This window comes from Pseudoalteromonas sp. HL-AS2, assembly GCF_031198805.1.
GTDB lineage: Bacteria > Pseudomonadota > Gammaproteobacteria > Enterobacterales > Alteromonadaceae > Pseudoalteromonas > Pseudoalteromonas nigrifaciens.
On sequence record NZ_CP133571.1, the window covers coordinates 1198896 to 1215267 of the forward strand.

General features: G+C 39.8%; 15 protein-coding genes. 10 read left to right on the forward strand and 5 right to left on the reverse strand.

The genetic code is table 11. The features are described 5' to 3' along the window. Nucleotides 1–96: 96 nt before the first annotated feature. Both RB215_RS05785 and RB215_RS05790 read left to right on the forward strand, forming a co-directional pair. The gene (locus RB215_RS05785) at nucleotides 97–690 is read left to right on the forward strand and encodes a phospholipid-binding protein MlaC (protein WP_011327815.1); all 594 of its coding nucleotides are present in this window, start codon (nucleotides 97–99) and stop codon (nucleotides 688–690) included. 221 nt (nucleotides 691–911) lie between these two features. After that, nucleotides 912–2249: an ankyrin repeat domain-containing protein gene (locus tag RB215_RS05790; RefSeq protein WP_089368009.1), complete on the forward strand. Its 1338-nt coding sequence runs from the start codon at nucleotides 912–914 to the stop codon at nucleotides 2247–2249. Between the two features lie 164 nt (nucleotides 2250–2413). Here RB215_RS05790 and RB215_RS05795 read toward each other — a convergent pair whose 3' ends face one another. The 5 genes from RB215_RS05795 to RB215_RS05815 are packed head-to-tail and all read right to left on the reverse strand — an operon-like array spanning nucleotide 2414 to nucleotide 5939. Next, entirely contained in the window at nucleotides 2414–2863 is a 450-nt protein-coding gene (locus RB215_RS05795; RefSeq protein ID WP_011327817.1) for a DUF2069 domain-containing protein, read from the reverse strand. Then, complete coding sequence (wrbA, locus tag RB215_RS05800) at nucleotides 2860–3414, reverse strand: NAD(P)H:quinone oxidoreductase (RefSeq protein WP_011327818.1); 555 nt, start codon at nucleotides 3412–3414, stop codon at nucleotides 2860–2862. Before wrbA ends, RB215_RS05795 begins: the two co-directional genes overlap by 4 nt. Further along, a complete protein-coding gene (gene arsC, locus RB215_RS05805; RefSeq protein WP_011327819.1) occupies nucleotides 3414–3761 on the reverse strand; it encodes an arsenate reductase (glutaredoxin) in 348 nt (115 codons plus the stop codon). Before arsC ends, wrbA begins: the two co-directional genes overlap by 1 nt. 53 nt (nucleotides 3762–3814) lie before the next feature. Next, nucleotides 3815–5272, reverse strand: coding sequence for a M48 family metalloprotease (locus RB215_RS05810; protein WP_011327820.1), 1458 nt, complete (start codon nucleotides 5270–5272; stop codon nucleotides 3815–3817). Nucleotide 5273: 1 nt separating this feature from the next. Next, nucleotides 5274–5939 carry a hypothetical protein gene (locus RB215_RS05815; RefSeq protein ID WP_089368010.1) on the reverse strand — a complete coding sequence of 222 codons (666 nt, stop codon included), beginning with the start codon at nucleotides 5937–5939 and terminating at the stop codon, nucleotides 5274–5276. A 146-nt stretch (nucleotides 5940–6085) separates the two neighbouring features. Here RB215_RS05815 and RB215_RS05820 point away from each other — a divergent pair, with 146 nt between their 5' ends. From RB215_RS05820 to RB215_RS05855, 8 genes are all read left to right on the forward strand, one after another. After that, nucleotides 6086–6304 carry a hypothetical protein gene (locus RB215_RS05820; RefSeq protein WP_011327822.1) on the forward strand — a complete coding sequence of 73 codons (219 nt, stop codon included), beginning with the start codon at nucleotides 6086–6088 and terminating at the stop codon, nucleotides 6302–6304. After that, entirely contained in the window at nucleotides 6297–7370 is a 1074-nt protein-coding gene (locus RB215_RS05825) for an AI-2E family transporter (RefSeq protein WP_011327823.1), read from the forward strand. The genes RB215_RS05820 and RB215_RS05825 overlap by 8 nt, the downstream gene beginning before the upstream one ends. A 133-nt stretch (nucleotides 7371–7503) precedes the next feature. Further along, on the forward strand, nucleotides 7504–9762 hold the full coding sequence (locus RB215_RS05830; RefSeq protein WP_182676870.1) for an aminotransferase class V-fold PLP-dependent enzyme: 2259 nt from the start codon (nucleotides 7504–7506) through the stop codon (nucleotides 9760–9762). Between the two features lie 272 nt (nucleotides 9763–10034). Further along, nucleotides 10035–11681 carry a glucose-6-phosphate isomerase gene (gene pgi, locus RB215_RS05835; protein WP_011327825.1) on the forward strand — a complete coding sequence of 549 codons (1647 nt, stop codon included), beginning with the start codon at nucleotides 10035–10037 and terminating at the stop codon, nucleotides 11679–11681. A 299-nt stretch (nucleotides 11682–11980) separates the two neighbouring features. Continuing rightward, nucleotides 11981–13456 carry a glucose-6-phosphate dehydrogenase gene (gene zwf / locus RB215_RS05840; RefSeq protein ID WP_011327826.1) on the forward strand — a complete coding sequence of 492 codons (1476 nt, stop codon included), beginning with the start codon at nucleotides 11981–11983 and terminating at the stop codon, nucleotides 13454–13456. Beyond that, the gene (pgl, locus tag RB215_RS05845) at nucleotides 13456–14166 is read left to right on the forward strand and encodes a 6-phosphogluconolactonase (protein ID WP_182676874.1); all 711 of its coding nucleotides are present in this window, start codon (nucleotides 13456–13458) and stop codon (nucleotides 14164–14166) included. Before zwf ends, pgl begins: the two co-directional genes overlap by 1 nt. A gap of 341 nt (nucleotides 14167–14507) precedes the next feature. Further along, nucleotides 14508–15212 (forward strand): SapC family protein, encoded by a 705-nt coding sequence (locus RB215_RS05850; protein ID WP_011327828.1) that lies wholly within the window; start codon nucleotides 14508–14510, stop codon nucleotides 15210–15212. 122 nt (nucleotides 15213–15334) lie between these two features. Further along, nucleotides 15335–16369, forward strand: a complete 1035-nt coding sequence (locus RB215_RS05855) for an isoaspartyl peptidase/L-asparaginase family protein (protein ID WP_089368012.1) — start codon at nucleotides 15335–15337, stop codon at nucleotides 16367–16369. Nucleotides 16370–16372: the final 3 nt, after the last annotated feature.

Here is a 16372-nt window from a genome sequence, read left to right on the forward strand (position 1 = left end):
TAAATGGGCATTAATAAGTTGCTTATTTAAGTCTATTTAAAGGTGTAATTATCGCGTAAATTAGCGTCATCTTAATCACACAGACAATAATTTATTATGAAGTTTTTAAAACTGTTTCTCGTTGTAGCTGTATTCTTTAGCGGCTCACTTTTTGCTCAAACGCAACAATCTCCACAACAACTCCTTAAAAGCGTAGCCGATACTTTATTTGCCGATATAGCCCAAGTTAATGCCAAAGGCGATGCAAGTAAAGAAGACATGTTTAACATTGTTGAGCAGCGCTTAATGCCGCATATTGATATAAAATTTGTAGCATTTAAATTATTAGGCAAACATATAAAGGGCATTGAGCGCGAGCAAGCAGTTAATTTTATTGATGCAGTAGAGCATTATTTAACAGGCACTTATGCCGGTGCTTTAATGAAGTACACTGGTCAAAAAGTAGTTTTTGAGCAAGATAACGCTTTGAGCGACTCACAGTACGCTACGGTTAAAACCCAGATAATACAAGCAAATGCGCCTACTATAGATTTACATTTTAAATTGCGCTTAGGGAAAGATGAACAATGGAAAGTATACGACATAGTTGCAGAAGGCATTTCATTGCTCAGCGCCAAGCAAAAAGAAATTATACAACGTATTTCTGATGTAGGTATAGAGAGCGTTATTAGCGAATTAAAAAGCAACTAATAGTAGATTATGTGACCCTGATTAAGTCCAGCTCCAACCAAATAAGCAGCCAACTAGTTATGTAGTTGGCTGCTTTTTTATTTTATAAGTATTGCGTTACTTTGCGCTAGCGTGGCGATCAAGGTGTGCTAGAATATCGGCTCGTCGATTAAGCGTGGTGTCAGCTAAAAGCTGCTATAACTGACCACTGTCCCAAGCTACACTGGAGTTGTGTTGTTTTAATGGAAAATGTACTGATTTGGCCAAAGGAATACCCATTACTTATCAAAGGACTTGTAGAACAAAATGGTGCCTTTATTTTAGATGCTTTAGAAGCTTGGCCTGCCTGTCGTTCTACCCATGAAGATGATGGAGTATGTACTACTGTTTTACCGCCCATATTTTATTTAGCGTGGTTTACTCCGCTGGAGCCTTTTGAAGAGTGTTATTTTCAACATATTTGCGAGTATGACGAAAGTGCACAAACGTATATAAGCGCGGTAAAAGAACATTATTTTGATAACGAATATACCCCCGAAAGCTTAGTACTTATGCTTTGCCAACGGCTCGAAAAATACGCGAATGTATCGGCGCAAAATGAGATTGATACACCGCAGTCGTTATTTAGTTTATTTTTTGCTAAACGCTATTTTACTCTAATTGAGCATGCGTTAAATAATCGCAGTAAATTATCGGCGGTTGACACGCTAGCTCTGTGGCAAGAAGTTGATTTTAGAGAACGTTTGAGTGCTTATATTCCAGGTTCAATTGCCGATCTTGAGCATTTAACTGAACTGGCAAGTGAAAAAGTGGCTAAAGGCAAAGACTACTTTACTTTACTCACTCAAGTATCGCCGGATGTAGATTCTGTGGTACTACTTGAAAAAGCTTTGCTTGCTCATTTAAATAAAAAAACCGCTAAGCAAATGATGGCCATGCGCTTTATTGAGCAAGGCGCAACAGGTACGCTTGCCGATGAGCACAATAAAACGGCCTTTATGTGGGCTGCTGAAAAAGGCTACGTAAATGTAGTTGAAACCCTGCTGAGCCAACAAGATAAAAAAGCAGTTGATGATAAGGGGAATACTGCCTTGCATTATGCTGTGCTCTCTAAAAACGAATCGCTTATGGTATTGCTGCTAAAGGCGGGGTATGACTTTAGAGTGCGTAATAACGAAGGGCTTAGCTGTTATCGCTTAGCAGTGAGCATAAAAGCGAGTAACTTAGTAAAGTGCCTTGAGCGCGACTTTGGTATTAAAGAGTTGTCGCCTGAAGGGCAGTTTGATCGCATTAAAAAAGTGCATGCGCTGCATGCTCTGGTTACTTTATTATTGCCGGTGCAATTGTTTTTCTTTTTTGATGAAACAATAACCATAAAAAGCGAATTAACATTAACTCTAACTATGATTGCGGCGGTGTGTTTCTTTTTTGCGGCTACTTTAAAGCGCTGCGCGCTGTACCCGCACATTAAACACCCGTGGGGATTATTTGTATTAAGAGGCTTTTCTTTAGTTAGCCTAGTAGGGCAGTTAGGTTTAGCCGCTATTGTAACCCTTGCCGCATTAAGTTCTTTAGTTTAAAAATTTATGGCAAGTTTATCTTTCGAGGTTAAATTTGCAGCAATGTGTTTGGCCGTTAGGCAAGGCAGAGCCTATGTAGTGTAGCTGTTCCCCATAAATAGGCGATAACGATGCATAAATAAAAAACGCGCTAATTAGCGCGTTTTTTGTGTTTAAATTATAATTTAATCTGTTTTTTCGTGCTCGTGCGCTGCTTTTTCTTCGGCGAGATCGTCTTTCAATTTACGAATTTTTAAGCCAAGTTCTTGCCCACGATGCCTAGCATAGTAGGTACAGCCAATAAACATAGCAGAGGCAAATAGTAGCTCTAACAATACCCATACCAGCTCATCTTGCGCTACCCAAAGCAATGTAAGGCCATGAATAAAGTAAAGCATAACAATAAAGTTTGCCCATGCATACGTATACGCTTTGTCTTGAATTATGCCTTTAAGAGGAAATAATAATGGCAGTATGTACACGGCAAAAATAAAGCCATTGCTGTGGCCTTCTCTCGGTGCAAATACAAACATCCATAACGGCATTAAAATTAATAAACCGACATAACCAAAAATCGCGGTACGTTGAAATTTAATAGTAATTGGCTTTTTAGCTGGAATTTCAGCTGTTTTCATTGAAGTTTTCTCGCAATTTGAGTGAGGCGTTTGCCAACACTTTGGCATATTTTAATTTCGTCTTTACTTAATTCAGTACTATTACTACTACCAGCAACATGTGTTGCACCATAGGGCGTGCCACCGGTTTGTGTTGCCAGCAATTCGGGTACATCGTAAGGTACACCGAGTAACATCATGCCATGGTGCAGTAACGGTAGCGATAAGTTCAGTAATGTGGCTTCGTTGCCGCCATGCATACTGCTTGACGACGAAAAAACACAGGCTGGCTTGTCAATTAATTGCCCTTTTAACCATAATTCGCTGGTGGTTTCCCAAAACATTTTTGCTTGAGAGGCCATCATACCAAAGCGAGTAGGTGTGCCAAAGGCAAGCCCATCACAGTTTATTAAATCGTCTTTAGTGATAATAATGTCGTGTGGGTTTTTAGCAACAAAAGTGCGCAGCAAAGCGCTGGCCCCTTGTTGCTCTATAGACTCGGCAATTTCATGGGCCATAGCTTCAACTGAGCCATGGCTTGAATGGTAAAGTACCACTATGGTCGTGCTCATTATAAAACGCTTAATACGTTTTCTGGTGGGCGACCAACAGCAGCTTTATCATTGTTAACCACAATAGGGCGCTCAATTAGTTTTGGATTTTGTACCATAGCATTAATAAGTGCAGCTTCACTGGTTTCATCTTTTAAGTTTAGCGTTTTGTAAATGTCTTCTTTGGTGCGCATTAACTCGCGTGCAGATGTAAAACCCAGCTGCTTAACTAATGTAGTTAGCTGCTCGCTACTTAAAGGCGTATTTAAGTATTCAACTATACTTGGCTCAATAGCTTTGCTTTGTAATAAAGCTAGGGTCTCGCGCGATTTAGAGCAGCGCGGATTATGATAAATAGTTACAGACATAAAGTGCTTCCAATAAATGAGTTGCGGCCATTTTAGGCCAAGCGCTTGTAGACTTAAAGCCTAGCAAGCTCTTTTTGTAAAAGTCGGTATTGTGTAAGTAGCGCTTTTAACCTTTGTTGTTTAACTAGCTCGTTTGGCTCAATAAAGTTGAGTGCTTTTTGTATTTCGTCGGCAGCTTTTAAATAAGCGCCGTATTGCGATAATACATCGGCATTGGCTTCGTGATAGGCGGCGAGTTTTTCTTGCTTTTTATAGGCGTCGGTTAATAGTTGCTTACCTAAGCTGTGATCTGGTTTTTCTAGTAAAAAGCTTTTTAAGATGTTTTCGGCAAGCTCGTATTGCTTTGCTTCTAGGGCTGCGTTGGCATAGTTTAGCGTAATTACCTGATTGTTAGGGCGGTAATTGTTTAATTCTGCTAAATAGGTAACGGCTTCAGCTGCCTTTTTTTGCGCTATTAATAAATCAGTATAGGTATCTATATAAAATAAGTTTTTAGGATCGCTTTTTAGTAGTTCATCTAAAATAGGCTGCGCTTCATCAAGCTTTTTTTGATCTAGTAAACTAATGCCTAAGCCATATTTTAGGGCGGCATTATTGTAGCTATTTTCGCGAATTAACTTTCTAAACAGCGATTCTGCTGCTTCTGGCTTATTGTCGTATCTTGCCAGCACGCGACTTTTTGCTAAGTTGAACTCAAGGCTCGGATTTACTTGGCGTTTAGGGTATTGCTGCGCGCGTAATCTTACATCAGACACACGACTTTCAGGAAGCGGGTGAGTAAGTAAAAACGCAGGTGGCTTATATTTATAACGAATTTGCGCAGCTAGCTTAGTTAAAAATTCACTTGATGCACGAGGATCAAAGCCCGCATTATTAAGCGTTTGCATACCAATGCGGTCGGCTTCTTGCTCTGCTGAGCGGCTATGCGTTAGTTGGCTAAAAGCCGATTGTGTTTGGCTTGCTGAAATAATAGCAATACCAGCATCGGGCACGACTACAGCGGCTAAAATACCGGCAATCATTCCAGCTATGGTCATTGCGCTGTTGTCTTGTTGTTGCTGTAAGCGCCGTGCTAAATGGCGCTGGGTAACGTGGGCAATTTCATGGCCAAGTACCGATGCAAATTGACTTTCATCATCAGCTTGCGCAATTAATCCGGTGTGTACGCCAACATGGCCGCCATAAAATGCAAAGGCGTTTATTTCAGAGTTATTTAACCAAAAAAATGAAAACGGAAACCGCACATCATTGGCGCTAGCCACAAGTTTACGGCCCACAGTGGTTAAGTACTCATCAAGCACAGGGTCGTTAATTATTGGCGACGAGCCTCTAATTTGCATCATCATTACTTCGCCAATCGCTTGTTCTTTTTCGAGCGGCAGCACTTGTAAGGCTGAGGTACCTAAATCTGGCAATTTAAAGTTTGTTTGCGCCTTTAAAGGCTCACTTACTAATAGGCTAAATGTAAGCGCGGCACTACATAAAGTGATAAAGGCTGATTTTAGCTGCATTTTATTCCCTGTTAATTGGTTCACCAAGAGCAATTTTGGCAATGTTTATTTCGTCACTGCATGCACGGCTGTCTTTTTCACATAATTGATAAAGCGCTTTTATTGTGACCCCATCTAGCTTTACTACGTTCAATTGTATTTGTAAAAAAGTAATAATTTTATGCACTACCTTGTGTGCGTGTAAAATAATAGCTTTATCGGCTTTGTCTCCACGTTCAAAATAAAAGCCAATAAATGTATGTAATTGATTTATTCTAATTAAGCACTTCATGGAAAGTGGATCCCATACTTTAAATTCCATAAAACGATTATTTTTAACGTATTGATCAATAATAACATCTTTAGCGTACGGTTGAGCCCAAAGCTCAAAACCACGATCGGTAAATACTTGATGCAGTGCAATGCGTGGCTTTTTATTACATTGAATTTCGCCTAGTTCGGTTTCGTAGCCGTCAAGTAGATCAAGGTTCCAATTACGTTTGTCTAAAAGGCTTTTTACTGCATTATCAAACCCATGTTCTAAAATACCTTCAGCTTCGCTGACCGATGAGGCAACAAGGTGATAAAAAGGTGGTAATTCGCCCCAATTTATTTGTTTTTTATACCAATTAATCTCTTTGAGTGTTGGATTACTGGGTAATTGCGCTTTATTATGCGTGCCAGGCATTAACCTATCCTTACTGCTAATTATGCCCTAAGGATAAACTATTGCCGAGGTTGTTTTAAGGAAAAGTTATGCATGTTCACACTTAATACATTTTTAGGTGGTGACTATGGGACTTATTATTGATGTGAACTCAAGGTGAAACGAGTATGCTAGAGCAAAATTTATCAGCTTATAAATGCCCACAGCAGTTTATTCAATTTAAACTTGGGCTGCGTAAAGCCGTGTCGTTACAACAAAGTATTACTTTTAGTTTTAATAATGCAGAAAATATAAACGACATTGAACGATTTTTACAAAAGCATGCATATTGTTATACCTTAAATAAGCGCCAAGGAATGTTATTAGTGGAGCCATTACGTGTTTGAATATATAAAAGCGTGGTACGAAAAAAAGTTTTCTGATCCTCATTCAGTTACTTTATTATTTTTATTATTGGCGTTAGTAGCCTTATTATATTTTATTGGATCTTTGATAGTGCCGGTATTGGTGGCACTTATTATTGCCTATTTACTCGATTGGCCGGTACTGCACTTAGAGCGTTTTGGGTTAAGGCGTTTTACCGCTACAGTAATTGTTATGCTTATATTTACAGGTATTATGCTGACACTTATTTTAGTTATTGGCCCTGTGCTGTGGCAGCAAACCAGTAATTTATTTCAAGAAACACCGCATATGGTAGAGCAAGGAAAATCGTTTTTATTGGCCTTGCCTGCGCAGTACCCTAGTTTAATTACTGCAGAACAAGTACAAACAATTGTATTAACAGTAGAGACTAAAGTAATTGAATTTGGTCAAGTAGTGCTGTCGGTGTCGCTCACGTCTTTAAAAGATGCGGTTGCGTGGTTAATTTACTTAATTTTAGTGCCCTTGTTAGTGTTTTTTATGCTTAAAGACAAACTAGAGCTTAGCCACAGTATTGCTAAACTTATTCCGCAACAACGACGCTTAATAATGCAGGTGTGGAATGAAATGAATCAGCAAATAATGAACTACATTCGCGGTAAAGTGTTTGAAATACTGATTGTTGGCTCGGTGTCGTTTATTGCCTTTACGGTACTTGATTTACGCTATGCTGCGTTATTGGGAGTATTAGTGGGCTTTTCGGTGTTGATCCCTTTTGTGGGTGCGGCATTGGTAACCATTCCGGTGGCGGCAGTGGCGTTGTTTCAGTTTGGAATTGAAACCCAATTTTGGACCATTTTAATTATTTACGGTATTATTCAAGCGCTTGATGGCAATGTACTAGTGCCTTTATTGTTCTCTGAAGCGGTTGATTTAAATCCGGTATTTATTATTGTAGCGGTATTGTTTTTTGGTGGCTTGTGGGGTTTTTGGGGCGTATTTTTTGCCATTCCACTGGCGTCATTAGTCAAAGCGCTGATCAATGCGTGGTCATCTACTCAAGAAGAAATCATTAAAGAGCTGAGCTAAAAGTTAACACCGCTTTAAGTATAAAAAAGCATAGAAAACGCATCTTTAAAACTAATTGATTATTATCTATTGCAGCCAAAACTATGTAATATTGGTATAAGATATATTTATTAGTAATAAGGTGCGTTTTTTAATGTCTGAGTATTTATTACCCGATGAGCCAGTAAAACAAGTTTACCTTGATGCAAATGCAACGACCCCTGTGTTGCCATGCATAGTTGATGTGGTGTGCCATGCAATGCAAACCTGTTTTGGTAATCCTTCTAGCCCACACATAACGGGTATTCAAGCTAAGCACTTATTGGAGCAAACTCGACAAAAAGCACGCGCGGTAATTGGCGCTAATAATGGTGATATTTTATTTACCTCAGGGGCAACCGAAGGTATTCAAACGGCTGTAGTGTCTACGCTGATAAATGCTAAAACCCATAATAAAAAAAATCCGGTGTTACTTTATGGCGCTACAGAGCACAAAGCAGTACCAAATACCCTAAAACATTGGAATCAAGTGCTAGAGATTAACGCTCAAGTACTTGCTATTCCGGTTGATAGTAACGGTATTTTAGACTTAGATTTTATTGCTCAGCATATTGATGATGCGCTGATGATTTGCACTATGGCGGTTAATAATGAAACCGGTGTATACCAAGATCTAGCGGCAATAGAGCAGGTTATTCGTAATCGCAATAGCAGCGTGTCTTGGATGGTCGATTGCGTTCAAGCATTAGGTAAGCAGCAGCTTATGTTGAGCGAAACAACAATAGATTACGCACCGTTTTCGGGCCATAAACTCTACGCTCCCAAAGGCATTGGCTTATTATATATTCGTCAAGGCAGTGCTTATACGGCATTTATAGCCGGTGGCGGGCAAGAAAGTGGTATGCGCTCAGGTACTGAAAATCTCCCTGGTATTGCAGGACTTAATAAGTTATTTAGTTTGTTATTAGATAAAACCGATGGCACGTTTAAATCAAGTGCTGTGCTTGCGCAATATCGCAGCCAATTACACAATGCAATAAGCGATACATTTGGTGCCATTACCTTTAACCATGATTTTGCATACTCAGTGCCCACCACGCTTAATTTTGCGGTTAACGACTTAACCAGTAAAGAAGTTATTGATTTATTTGATGCTGCCGGCATACGCGTGAGCGGCGGCTCTGCGTGTAGTACTGGTGCTTCACAAAGTTTTGTACTAGATGCAATGGGTGCAAGCCAGTGGCAAAGTGAAAACGCCATACGTTTATCGTTTGGACCTGCCGCCACGCAACAAGATATTGACCATGCCTGTGAGCGAATTCGCGCCCTTAAACAAGTATTACAAGCAAATTGCCTGGTAGTATCTGACAGCGCTACACCTACGCAGGAATTATGTGCACTAGGCTTAACCCAATTTAGGCACCAAGGCGCGTGCAGCTGGTTATATGTTAATAGCAACAACCAAGCGGTGATCATCGACCCTATTATAGAGTTAATACCGCGCTTTGAAAAAATAGCCAATACGCAAAATTTAACCATAGCCGCTATTTTAGACACCCATGCTCACCAAGAGCGTAATAGTGCAATTACCCTATTACGCAGTGTGTTAGCAGCACGTTTAGTAGCAGGAGAGGTTGATCAATTGGGTTGGCCAGTTAACCAAACGGTGATTAATTTAAATGGGCAACGCCTAGAAAAACTTGCCACACCTGGGCATAGCCAAGACAGTGTGAGTTACTTATTAAAAGAAGCCTCGGGTGAGGTTCGCTATTGTTTTTGTGGTGATCTCATTTTACCAGCGGGGCTGGGTAATACTCATTTGCTTGGTGGTAGTGCAGAGCAAATGGCTGACTCGTTAATATTATTAGCGCAGCAGTTAACCCCAGAGGCGGTTATTTGCTCAGGACACGATTACCAACAGTGTTTTGCTATGAACTGGGCGGTGCAACAACAGCAAACTCCTTTATTGAGCGCATTATTATCTAAGCAAATAACGAAAGATGAATTTGCTGCTAAAAAGCAGCAGCACGATGAGCAAAAACAAACAGATAATAACAACCAGCTTTGTGGTTATGTAAATGCGCAACCAGATACAAATACACAGCAATTGAGTTATTCACAGGCAAAAGAAATGCTCAGCCACGGCAATGTATATTTAATTGATACGCGCGAACCCTATGAGCATGGCGCTAATAACATTTCATCGCTGTTAAATGTTGCTACAGCTAAAACCTTAAATATTCCGCTTAGTCGTATGGCAAACGCAATAGTAGAGCAGCAGCTAGATAAAAATAATCAATATATTTTAGTGTGCCGCAGTGGTAACCGCTCAAAGTTGGCAGCAGCTAATTTAATTGAGCTAGGTTATACCTCGGTTTATAATTTAAATGGCGGTTTGGCACTGGGAAGTTAAAATTAGTTAGCAAATAAATATAATTAAGGCCGGCATTTGTCGGCCTTTTTATTTATTTGCCAAATTAAGCTAACTGAGTCGCCTCTGAATGGGTTGTTAAATTAATATATTAATTTTATGATACCGGTGTCAAAAGCAAAAAATTACGTTATCATTCACAGCATAAAATATAAAAACAGCTCATTTTTAACTTTGCTATATATGTTAATTAACTAAGTTTTATATAATAAATACATTTAAATCAATAGATTAATATTTTAGGGGATGTTTACATGACTAACCGTTCGCAATTAGCAAGTTGGCAAGCGCTTGAAAAAAGTGCAACCAAGATGAAACAAAGCCATCTTAGGGATTTATTTGCTAAAGATGACGCGCGTTTTTCTCAGTTTTCTACGCAAATCCCTGGATTATTATTTGATTACTCAAAACAACGTATTGATAAAGATGTTTTTACGCAGTTAATTGCATTAGCTAAAGAGTGTGACATTAGCGCTTGGCGTGAAAAAATGTTTAATGGTGAAAAAATTAATATCACCGAAAACCGAGCAGTGTTACACACAGCATTACGTAACCGCGCTCATACGCCACTTATTGTTGATGGTGAAAATGTAACTGAGTTGGTTGATAACGAACTTGCTAAAATTAAACTGTTTGTTGAAAAAGTACGCAGTGGTAAGTGGTTAGGCTACAGTGGTAAGCCAGTAAAAGATGTAGTAAGTATAGGTGTAGGTGGTTCAAACCTTGGCCCGCAAATGGCAACCGAAGCATTAAAAGCATTAAGTGACGATACCTTAAATGTACATTATGTGTCGAATGCTGACGGAGTACAAATTGCCTCGGTATTAAAAAATATTGATGCTGAAACAACCTTGTTTGTTATTGCATCAAAAACGTTTACCACGTCAGAGACAATGACCAACGCTAAAACAGCGGTTGATTGGTTTTTACAAACAGCTAAAGATAACGCCGCTATTGCTAAGCATTTTGTTGCGGTGAGCACTAATTTAGAAAAAACAGCCGAGTTTGGCATTAGTAACGACAACGTATTTACGATGTGGGATTGGGTTGGTGGTCGCTTTTCATTATGGAGCGCTATTGGTTTACCGATTGCATTATATGCAGGATATGACGCTTTTGAAGCAATTTTAGAGGGTGCGTACGAAGTTGATGAGCACTTTAAAAACGCACCACTAGAGCAAAATATTCCGCTTATTATGGCATTATTAAGTGTGTGGAATACCAGCTTTTTAGGTTATACCTCGCAAGCTATTTTACCTTATGACCAAGCGCTGCACATGTTGCCTGCGTACTTACAACAAGGCGAAATGGAAAGTAACGGCAAGCATGTTAACTTTGCGGGTGAAACTGTGCCTTATACAACAGTGCCAATTATTTGGGGTATGACCGGGATTAACGGGCAACACGCATTTTACCAATGTTTGCATCAAGGTAATGTTATTGTACCGGCTGATTTTATTGCCTCAATTAAGCCGCAAGTAAACGTTGATAAACATCACGATATTTTATTATCGAACTTTTTTGCGCAAACAGAAGCACTAATGAATGGCGTAGATGAGCAAGAGATCACCGCAGATTTAACCGCTAAGGGTAAATCTCAGGCACAAATAGATGAGTTACTAAAGCACAAAATTCATCAAGGCAACCGCCCAACTACCTCTATGTTACTAGATAGCGTAGACGCTAAAACGGTAGGGCGCTTAATTGCGTTGTATGAGCATAAGATTTTTTGCCAAGGCATTATTTTAGAAATTTGCTCATTTGATCAATGGGGTGTTGAGCTAGGTAAAGGATTAGCATCAAAAATAGAAGCAGAGTTAGTTGATGAGCGCGTTAAATATGCTCATGATAGTTCAACTAATGGTTTAATGGCGTATTATAAGCAACATCGTACGCAGTAAAAATTTAGCTTAGTAACATAAGCAACCAAATACCTTTGAACGGGTAGCGCTGGTGTACTTAGGGACTGTATTTTTGTGAGAGGAATTACAGTTCCCTAAGGCCCATTTTTAAGCGCAGATGATAAAATTAAAAATAAATAGCCAGCAGTGTGGTTAAATAAAAAACATCATCATCACAGCATAACAAAGCAGGTTTTTGTGCAAACATATTTATAAAAACCGACATCATTCAAGCAATAAACCGCTATATCTGATTACCTAACGGGTAGTGCCAGGTAGCACAAACGTAGAGAGTAACTATGCTTAATCCTTTTGATATTATAATTTTTGGGGGCGGTGGTGACCTTGCGTTACGCAAATTACTACCTGCAATGTATCGAGCATATCAAGAAGGTAATTTACCTGAAGGCTCACGTATTTTGCCAACGGTACGCGAAGAAACCCAACGTGCTGAGTACATAGAAACAGCACACAAAGCCTTAAAAGAGTTTTTAGCAAAGGATGAGTTTAATGCTAAAGATTGGAAAGCCTTTGCTACTTTTTTAGTACCTGTTGTTAGCAATGTAACAGCCCCTGACGATAACTGGGATGTGCTAAAAGGTATTTTAGATGAGCACGACAGCACTAAATCTCGCGTATTTTATTTATCACTACCACCTGCTGTGTACGGCACTTGCTGTGAAATATTATCTGTTAAAAACTTAATAACGCCTACTTCACGTGTAGTGGTTGAAAAGCCTATTGGTTATTGTGGTGAATCTGCTGAGGCTATCAATGGAAAAATCGCAGAGTATTTTAGCGAAGAGCAAATTTTCCGAATTGATCATTACTTAGGTAAAGAAACTGTTCAAAACTTAATGGCACTGCGTTTTTCAAACTCGTTGTTTGAAAACATGTGGGATGCTAAATCAATCGATAATATTCAAATTAGCATTTCAGAAACTGTGGGCCTTGAAACCCGTGCAGGCTTTTACGACAAAGCCGGTGCGCTGCGTGATATGGTTCAAAACCACTTGTTACAACTGTTATGTTTAGTAGCAATGGAATCACCCCATAAACTTAATGCCAATAGTATTCGCAACGAAAAGCTCAAAGTATTAGAAGCGCTGCGTCCACTTATTGGCAGCGACGTAGATAAAAATATTATTCGTGGCCAATATGTACCAGGTGATCTAAACGGTAAAATTGTACCAGGTTACTTAGAAGAGCTTAATGAAGGTTCAAGTAAAACCGAAACCTTTGTAGGTATTCGAGCGCATATTGATAACTGGCGTTGGGCAGGTGTGCCATTTTATTTGCGCACTGGTAAACGCATGGCTAAACGCTGTGCTGAAATAGTAGTGCAATATAAAAAAGTATCACACAATGTATACGAAGACAGCGTAGGCGAAATAGAGCCAAACCGCTTGGTGATTCGCCTACAACCAGAGGAAACTATTCAGCTAACATTGATGTCTAAACGCTTAGATAACCTTGAAATGCAGCTTGAGCCAGTAACGATGAATATTGAGCTTTCACAAGCCTATAGCAATGGTTTTCACTCAGATGCCTACAAGCGCTTAATGCTAGATGCAGCCGCTAATAATCCTTCGTTATTTATCCATCGTGATGAAGTACGCCAAGCATGGAAGTGGATTGATCCAATCATCGACCGCTGGCAAGAAAAAGGCAAACCGGCGCTTTATCGTGCAGGTAGCTGGGGCCCAGAAGATGCTGACGAATTATTAGCAGAGAACAACCATGTATGGTTTAACACCGGTGATAAGGGAGCATAATGGCAACAATAATTGAAAAGTTTTTTGATAGTAAAGAGGCGCTTACAGCAGAGCTGTCAGCAACACTTGAACAATCATTACGTGATGGCATAAGCAATGATGGCCGTGCAGTATTAATGGTATCGGGCGGTTCATCCCCTGCTGCGGCGTATAAGCATTTATCAACCCTTGATTTAAATTGGCAGCATGTTGATGTTGCTATGGTTGACGAGCGTTGGGTAGATGCTAGCCACGAAAAAAGTAACGAAGCATTTATTAACAGCACGTTATTACAAAACTATGGTGCTGCGGCTAACTTTGTCACGATGAAAAATAGCGCCGAGACAGCGCAGCAAGGCACTGCAGTGTGTGAAGCTGCTTATGCTGCGTTAAAACGCCCGTATGATGTGACTATTTTAGGTATGGGGCCAGATGGTCATACTGCGTCATTATTCCCACATGCAGAGGGTTTAGAAATAGGCCTAAACTCGGATCAACTGGTGTGTGCAATTAATGCCATTGAAAGTGATGTAACTGGCAGTATAACTGAGCGTATGACACTTACGTTAAACGCGATAGCGCAATCTAAAGTGGTTAAGCTACTTATTAGCGGTGATGAAAAACTCGCTGTGTATAAGCAAGCCAAAGCGGGTGGGGATGTAAACGACATGCCACTGCGCGCAGTGCTAAATCACCCAAGTATTAATATTGAGGTTTATTGGGCGCCGTAATTTAAAATGAGTGCGAATGAACAAATAAAAAGGCAGCTATAACTAGCTGCCTTTTTATTTGTGCAATTATCATCCAAAATAACGTGGTTAGTAACGTGATTTTGTTAAAACAGGTTAACATTAAAAACAAGCCTGTATGTTAAATAGCCTTACTGTGTGTGATTTTTAAGCAGATTTAACCCTTGTTATGTGTACGTTTTTTGGCAAGGTGCAGATTTATTTAAATTTTATTTTATCAAAACGGTTGTCATAAAAGTTTCCCTTCCTTTTTTTGCTCAAAAGCATTAGCCTAAAGGTATTAACAAAGAAACATACAAATTAAAAATAAACGGAGCAGTAACATGGCGGAGCAACAAGTACAGCCTTTACACAACGAAAAACATGCCAATACTAAAATTAAAAACGGCATCAATGTAGAATTTATGAAAACGCAACATTTAGTGCCAGTAGTTGCACATGAATTTGCGCGTATAGCGAATGAATTTCCAATGTCTTTCGTTAAAAATAACGAAACAGGCACTTTTCAAGCAGTTGCTATGTTTGGCCTTGAGCCAGGCGAAAACTTGTTTGTTGAAGGCGATAAGTGGACGGCAGCATTTGCACCAATGGCTACGACGCGCTACCCACTAGGTTTAGTAAAACACCCAGATCAAGATCAATACGGTATTGTTATTGACGAAGCGAGCCCATTAGTTGGCGAAGAAGAAGGTAATGCGTTGTTTGAAAACGGCGAAGAAACTGACTACTTAAAGCGTCGTAAAGAAGCATTAGTATCGTTTATTGAGTTTTCACAGATCACAGATGCTTTTACGAAGTTTTTAGCCGATAAAGAGCTTTTAGTAGCGCAAACGCTAACAGTTGATATTAAAGGCGAGAAAAAAGACATCAACGGTATTTACCTTATCGATGAGAAAAAACTTAATGAATTAAGTGATGCTGACTTTTTAGAGCTACGTAAACGTGGTTATTTAGCACCAATTTATTCTTTTTTAACGTCTACGCATCAAGTAGCACGTTTAGCTCGTTTAAAAGCGCAACAAGCGTAATAATTTAAACCAGCAAAAAAAAGCGCCTTTGGGCGCTTTTTTTATGTGTTTAAACTTACTTTACTTGATAAATAGTTAGCGACCATCCACATTGGTTTCACTGAAGTTTATAAGAGCTCATTATGAAAAAATCACTTTTAATGGCGCTTATCGCCACTAGTTTTATTAGCGTAAGCAATAACGCCTTAAGCGCAGAAGTACCTTTTGCTATTGCCATTCATGGCGGTGCGGGCACGATTGAAAAAAGTAAATTTACGCCAAAAGAAGAGCAAGCTTATCGTGCTAAATTAACCCAAGCGGTAGAGGCCGGTTATAAAGTACTTGAGCAAGGCGGCGAAAGCTTAGATGCCATAACGGCAGCGATTCAAGTGATGGAGCAGTCTACTTATTTTAATGCAGGGCGTGGCGCGGTTTATACTTACGATGGCAGCCATGAGCTCGATGCATCAATTATGGATGGTCGTAATCGTCAGGCGGGCGCAGTTGCAGGTGTTAAGCATGTAGAGAGCCCAATTAATTTAGCACGTTTGGTTATGGATAATTCAGTACACGTCATGCTCAGTGGGCAAGGCGCTGAAGAATTTGCTAAAGAGCAAGGTATTCCCTTAATCGAAAATAACTTATTTGATACCGAGCACCGCTATAAAGCATTATTAAAAGCAAAGCAAAAATTAGATAAAGCCAAAGCAACCAGTAAAGACTATCAAGCGGCGCATAAAGCCTTGCCAAATAACTATAAAATGGGCACGGTTGGTGCGGTAGCACTGGATAAAAATGGCAATTTAGCAGCTGGTACATCAACCGGCGGTATGACCGCCAAACGCTATGGCCGTATTGGTGATGCGCCGGTAATTGGTGCAGGAACGTTTGCGGAAAATGAATCGTGTGCGGTATCGGCTACCGGCCATGGTGAGTATTTTATTCGTTACAATGTAGCCAGCGATATTTGTGCGCGCGTTAAATACCAAGGTAAAACCATAACGCAAGCAGGGGACGAAGTGATTAATGGGGTACTTGCACCAATAGGCGGTACGGGCGGTGTTATTATAGTGGATACTAAAGGTAATATTAGTTTGCCGTTTAATACCTCAGGTATGTACAGAGCCAGTAAATCAAATACCCAAGCCACTTATGTAGGCATTTTTAAAGGCGAATAAGCG

Bases quoted from the DNA above. Each gene is read 5' to 3' on its own strand.
- RB215_RS05785 (WP_011327815.1), top strand. From the start codon at position 97: ATGAAGTTTTTAAAACTGTTTCTCGTTGTAGCTGTATTCTTTAGCGGC.
- RB215_RS05790 (WP_089368009.1), top strand. From the start codon at position 912: ATGGAAAATGTACTGATTTGGCCAAAGGAATACCCATTACTTATCAAA.
- RB215_RS05795 (WP_011327817.1), bottom strand. From the start codon at position 2,863: ATGAAAACAGCTGAAATTCCAGCTAAAAAGCCAATTACTATTAAATTT.
- wrbA (WP_011327818.1), bottom strand. From the start codon at position 3,414: ATGAGCACGACCATAGTGGTACTTTACCATTCAAGCCATGGCTCAGTT.
- arsC (WP_011327819.1), bottom strand. From the start codon at position 3,761: ATGTCTGTAACTATTTATCATAATCCGCGCTGCTCTAAATCGCGCGAG.
- RB215_RS05810 (WP_011327820.1), bottom strand. From the start codon at position 5,272: ATGCAGCTAAAATCAGCCTTTATCACTTTATGTAGTGCCGCGCTTACA.
- RB215_RS05815 (WP_089368010.1), bottom strand. From the start codon at position 5,939: ATGCCTGGCACGCATAATAAAGCGCAATTACCCAGTAATCCAACACTC.
- RB215_RS05820 (WP_011327822.1), top strand. From the start codon at position 6,086: ATGCTAGAGCAAAATTTATCAGCTTATAAATGCCCACAGCAGTTTATT.
- RB215_RS05830 (WP_182676870.1), top strand. From the start codon at position 7,504: ATGTCTGAGTATTTATTACCCGATGAGCCAGTAAAACAAGTTTACCTT.
- pgi (WP_011327825.1), top strand. From the start codon at position 10,035: ATGACTAACCGTTCGCAATTAGCAAGTTGGCAAGCGCTTGAAAAAAGT.
- zwf (WP_011327826.1), top strand. From the start codon at position 11,981: ATGCTTAATCCTTTTGATATTATAATTTTTGGGGGCGGTGGTGACCTT.
- pgl (WP_182676874.1), top strand. From the start codon at position 13,456: ATGGCAACAATAATTGAAAAGTTTTTTGATAGTAAAGAGGCGCTTACA.
- RB215_RS05850 (WP_011327828.1), top strand. From the start codon at position 14,508: ATGGCGGAGCAACAAGTACAGCCTTTACACAACGAAAAACATGCCAAT.
- RB215_RS05855 (WP_089368012.1), top strand. From the start codon at position 15,335: ATGAAAAAATCACTTTTAATGGCGCTTATCGCCACTAGTTTTATTAGC.